Source organism: Deinococcus pimensis DSM 21231 (assembly GCF_000519345.1).
GTDB lineage: Bacteria > Deinococcota > Deinococci > Deinococcales > Deinococcaceae > Deinococcus_A > Deinococcus_A pimensis.
In genome coordinates, this window is the sequence record NZ_KI912637.1 from 145,678 (window position 1) to 146,103 (window position 426).

Annotated in this window: 1 protein-coding gene; it reads left to right on the forward strand. The window is 73.2% G+C overall.

Going from position 1 to position 426, the window contains the following annotated elements; all coding sequences use genetic code 11:
- Nucleotides 1-426: UbiA prenyltransferase family protein (locus DEIPI_RS29915; RefSeq protein WP_483782847.1), on the forward strand; the 426-nt coding region annotated here is incomplete at both ends.

Genomic DNA, 426 nt, shown 5'->3' on the forward strand with positions numbered 1-426 from the left:
GGGTCAACACCGTCGGGGTCGGCGTGGTCGGCCTGTGGCTCGCCGGGACCCTCTGGACCTGGGACGCGCGCTGGCTCGCGCTGCTCGCGTGGCTCACCCTGCCCTACAACCTGCTGATCTACGGCCTCAACGACATCAGCGACCGCGCCGAGGACGCCCTCTCCGAACGCAAGGGCGGCTGGCAGGGCGCGCGCGTCCGCGACGGCGAGGTCGGCCCGCTCCTCGCCGCCATCCTCGTGCTCAACGCGCCCTTCGCCGCGTACGCCGCGCTCGTCTTCCCGCCCGCCGCGAACCTCGTGCTGCTCGCCGCGAGCCTGCTGTTCGCGCTCTACTCCCTGCCCCCCGTGCGCTTCAAGACGCGGCCCCTGCTGGACTCGCTCTCCAACGTCGCCTACGCCCTGCCCGTCGTGGTGCCCGCCCTGCTGT